We start from the raw sequence: 4636 nt of genomic DNA, 5'->3' as shown, positions 1-4636 counted from the left end.
GATCGAACAACTCGCTGCCGAAGGCGACGACACCACCCTCAAGGGCATCGCCAGCAAGAACATCGGCGAGACCTGGATCGCGCTGGGCGAGCCGGGTCGCGCCGATGGCTACTTGCAGAAGGCTCGCGCAATCTACGCTGACAACGACAATCGGCCCAAGCGGCTTGAGCTGTATCCGGTATTGATCGACAACCTGACTGTGCTCGGCAGGCATGCCGATGCGCTGGAGGCGATGCGCGAGTTCAAGGTGCTCAGTGACGAGATGGTCAATGTCACCTCCAACGAGCGTATTGCCGACCTGGAAAATACGGCCGAGCTCAAGCGCAAGGCGGCCGAACTGGCCATCAGCCAGGCCGACCTCGAGCGCCTGCGCGCACAGGAACTGGCCGAACGCATGCAGAGTCGGGCCATGTTGTTCGGTCTGCTTGGCCTGCTTCTTGTATTTGGCCTGCTGCTGTTGAACCTGCGCAACAAGGCGAAGGCCAACCTTGCGCTCACCCGCAAGAACTCCGAAATCGAGGCCCAGCATTCGCAGCTGCGGGACATCAACGAAGTGGTGCGCCGGCAAAGCGAGGAGGATGCGCTGACCGGCCTGCACAACCGCCGCTACCTGCAAGCGCGCCTGACCCGCGAGTTCCAGCATGCCGTTGGAGCGCAACCTCCGCCGATGCTGGTCGTCGTCATCGACCTGGATAATTTCAAGCGCATCAACGATCAGTTCGGTCACCTGACCGGTGACCGCGTGCTGCAGCACGTCGCCAACGTATTGCGCAAATGCCAGCGCAGCGGCGATGACCTGATCCGCTGGGGCGGTGAGGAGTTTGTCTGGCTGTGCCCGAACGCCAGCGCTGCCGAAGGCCCCGCCTTCTGTCGGCGACTGCAGCAGGCACTGGAATCGACGCCGGTCGCAGTCGACGACACCGAGCTGCGAATTAGCGCATCCATGGGTTTCTCAGGCGTTCCATTGTGGTCCGACCGAACACCCGATCCGGAACTGGCCTTGCGCCTGGCTGATCACGCCGTCTACGAGGCCAAGCATGCGGGTCGCAATACCTGGCGTGGCTACGTTGGGCGGCAGTCACCGCCAGTGGCGGCTGGTCTCGCGCGGCAGCCAGTCGAGGCCATGCTCGAAGCAGGCTGGCTGACGCTTGCAGGCTAAAGCACGGAACCGCTTTCGCAAGGCGCGCACTGCAGATCGGGAAGAGCAGAATCGGACATCAAGTGTGCGAGCAGGATCTTCACTCGCAATTCAATGCTTTTCTGCCGCCTACCGAAATGACCCACGTGAGGCCAGCGGCACGCGCTTGCCAGAGTCACGACTGCCACCCTGCCCACTTCCCGTGACAGCATCTTCCGGGGTGTGGCGGATCGCCCCCCTTGTTTGAGGGGTGGTCGGATCAACCCCGATTGGCCAGCATTCCCCTCAGCGACGCCGCCATGGCGTCATTGCCAATCTCTCAAGGGGAATCCCATGTTCAAGTCGAATCGCGGGCTGATCGGCACGCGCAGAAAACGTTTGTATCAACCCGTCATTGTTGGCAGCTTGCTGTTCTCGCTGGCCCTGGCATCCGCGCCAGCCTTCGCGATTTTCACCAATGGTGGTTTTGAACAGAACAGCTTTGCAGGCTGGACTTTGGCCGGTGGCGTCAATCCTGGTCTGCTCGGCGCAGAGCCGTTCACCAGCGCCAGCATCCAGATTATCCCTGGTGCGCCCGGGCCATCATCGATCGTCGGCGCGATTACCGATCCGCTGGCACCCACCATCCTGTTGCCGCGCGTCGGCCAGTTCACCGCAAAGTTGAACGACGAAGGCGGTGGCGGCCTGGTCACCACACTGGTACAGGTCGATACCCTGACCAATGCCGATATCGATGCTGCCGACGGCTTGCCGCATATCCGCTTTGCCTTTGCGCCAGTGATGGATGATCCGAGCCATTCGCCGAACGAGCAGCCGTATTTCTATGTCGCCGTGAAGAACCTTGCTGACGACAGCATTCTGTTCGAGCAATTCGCATACTCCGGCCAGACAGGTGTCAACTTTCTGAACGGCGCCGGAAGCTGGAAGTATCTTGAGTTCCAGAACATCGACGTCGTGTTGCCGCTCAGTGCCATCGGCCAGCAAATCGAGTTGACCGTGATTGCAGCGGATTGCGCGCTCGGCGGTCATGGTGGCTACGTCTATGTCGACGGCTTCGGCTCTGCCAACGTGCCTCCGGGCGGTGGTGGTACTGCACTGGCAGAAGCACGCGAACTGCCCGTTGATCAGCCGCTGGCTCTGGGCCTGCTCGTCGGCCTGCTTGCCTTGTTCGGCTGGCGAGCCACTCGCGCAATCGCTTGATCCTGTCCTGCAAACGCCAATGAAAAGGCGGCCGTAGAAGAGCCGCCGCGCCCTCAGGGAAGCAACCGAAAGTACACTTCATGGATGAGTCGGCCACTCCGAACCGGATTCGGGGTGGCCGCTTTCGTTTTCAGTCGCCTGCGACCGGCTGACTGCCAGGCGCTCCACCCGCGAACGCAGCAATGCCGAGGCACCTGCTTCCTTCAGGCCGTTGTTTCGTTATTCCTGCGGCTTGACACCCAGATACGCACCGGCCGCAGCGACGGTGGCCCACAATTCCGTATCACGCTTGAAGGACCGATCAAATAGCGCCTCAGCCGTCTCGCGGTCGCCGTTGAGAAGGTAGTAAGCACCGACCTCGGCAAGCCATTTTTCTTCCTTTGGCTCCATCCTGATTGCTTCGTCAAACAGCGGCTTTGCTCGTGTCCACTCCCCCGCCTCCATGTAGACCCGAGCCACCCGGAACCGATCGCTGGCGTCATCGTCGGTGAGCACCTCATCGAAAATCGCCTGGCCTTCGGCCTTCATCCCGCCGAGGTAGTAGACGCGGCCGACCGCAATCCGCTCCCAGCTTCCATCGTCGGCCTGAATCATGGCCTGACGCAGCAAAGCCTTGCCCGCTTCCTCATTGGGCTGTGACTGATACAGATTTGGCTCAATCAGCTTGGCTGCGGATGCCGCGCCCATGCCAAGAACACACAAAGCCAGAGCGATCAACCCCAAACGAATTTTCATCATGATTCCCCTATGTTGCGTTGGTCGAAAACAAGAGGCGACATGCCAGGAAACTCCTGTATGTCGCGGCAGCGCCCACGTGTTGATGGCGCCGAGACGCAAGATCGTACCGCCCACCAGCAATTATCACTCGCAGCAGCCGGGCCAGATTCGAATCCTACCCCGTGGTCGGCGTCCGTAACAGCCACGATATCGATAGATGGGGACTTGCAGGCAACACGCCCGATCAGTGGTGACTTTCCGTATACCACAAAGCGCCATCTGACCTTGGTCATCTTTTTCTATCAGTGCCGCCTTGATGCTCGCTCCCGTCACGATGCTGTCGATGACCGGAAAGCCGCCAAGTGGCTGGGCTGTCATCATCGTGAGGCCGGTGATTGGAGTTGCGCTCGTAAAGCAAGGGAAATCGTTGGCTGAGCTGGCCTGAAAGGCATCCACCGCTCCATCGTCAAGGGTGATGGCAATGGTAGTCGTGTACGGCGTTTCATTGGTGGAGCCACACGCACACAGGTGGGCACCGAACGCGACAACCGGGGATCCGCTGAACTCGAGCACCATATTCCCGCCATACTCCCCACGCACGAGACAGCCGCTGTCGGCATGGCAGACCACAGTCACCGCAGGCCAACGCTTGCTTCACGCGCTTCTGCATCGGAGCAGTTCGGAATGGCCAGGAACTCGCGTGAACCCACCCCTTCACATGTCAGAATCAGGCGTGCTTGCGCTGATTGCGCGAGAATGCCGTTTTCATCGCTGTCCAGGAGTGCATATGCCCGTCGAGAATGGACTTTTGAAGTGGAGCGGGATTGTCCTGGCCGGGCTTGGGGCGCTATTCGTGGTACTGGGAATCTATTTTGTCTGGTACGCAAATTCGGCGATGTGGGTAGAAACACCTGCCACTGTCAGCAGCGTGCAAATTCGCACCTCAGTTCACTCGGCCGGCAATAGCCTGCAGAGAGGCACCATGTACTACCCGCAGATACGTTACGACTACACCGCCAACGGGAAACAGTTCAGTAGCAGGAAATGGAGGCTGCGCACCGAGCATGAAAGCTATGCCGAGCGCGAAGAGGCCGTGACAGCCGCCGCCAAGTACAAGAATGGCGACGCCATTGCCGCCTACTACAATCGCGACCAGCCTTCTGTAGCGGTACTGCAACCTGGCGCTCACTACACAGACTACATCTCACTGCTGGTCGGATTGCTGTTTGGCCTGACAGGGTGGTTGCTGCACAAGTTTCGATTTCAAGCGGAATCGAGTATCGCGAGCACCTGATACTTCGTCCAGACACAGCGAATAACGGTGACCACGACATCAGGAGACCGATTGCGAGTACCGCTTGCCTGGCTCATGATGACAAACGGTTGCGGCGCACCAACAAACGCGATCAGGCCAGTTCCAGGCTGGCTTGCCCGGGTGGCAACCGCACCAACGCGGAAGCCTCTGAACAGGGCAGCGCGTAGTCGAACTCGCACGAGTGTTTGCCATTCGCAATCAGGATGCGCAGCTCGTCTTCAATGCCGGCGAGCTTGTCGGTTCCGGAGACGGGGACGATAGTGACG

Annotated in this window: 4 protein-coding genes; 3 read left to right on the top strand and 1 reads right to left on the bottom strand. The window is 59.9% G+C overall.

Annotation, left to right across the window (positions count from 1 at the left end; all coding sequences use genetic code 11):
- Both WBP53_RS03495 and WBP53_RS03490 read left to right on the top strand, forming a co-directional pair.
- Positions 1–1159 (top strand): GGDEF domain-containing protein (locus WBP53_RS03495; protein WP_423925980.1); only part of this gene is annotated, 1159 nt, incomplete at its 5' end.
- Positions 1160–1471: 312 nt separating this feature from the next.
- On the top strand, positions 1472–2338 hold the full coding sequence (locus WBP53_RS03490) for a hypothetical protein (RefSeq protein WP_423925978.1): 867 nt from the start codon (positions 1472–1474) through the stop codon (positions 2336–2338).
- 219 nt (positions 2339–2557) lie between these two features.
- Here WBP53_RS03490 and WBP53_RS03485 read toward each other — a convergent pair whose 3' ends face one another.
- Positions 2558–3190, bottom strand: a complete 633-nt coding sequence (locus tag WBP53_RS03485; protein ID WP_423925976.1) for a tetratricopeptide repeat protein — start codon at positions 3188–3190, stop codon at positions 2558–2560.
- Positions 3191–3842: 652 nt separating this feature from the next.
- Between WBP53_RS03485 and WBP53_RS03480 the strand changes: the two genes are divergently transcribed.
- On the top strand, positions 3843–4349 hold the full coding sequence (locus WBP53_RS03480) for a DUF3592 domain-containing protein (protein WP_423925974.1): 507 nt from the start codon (positions 3843–3845) through the stop codon (positions 4347–4349).
- The last annotated feature ends 287 nt before the right edge of the window (positions 4350–4636 follow it).

Origin of the sequence: Dokdonella sp. (assembly GCF_049593775.1) — a bacterium.
Classification (GTDB): Bacteria; Pseudomonadota; Gammaproteobacteria; order Xanthomonadales; family Rhodanobacteraceae; genus Dokdonella.
This window is presented reverse-complemented; position numbering and strand designations above follow the sequence as displayed.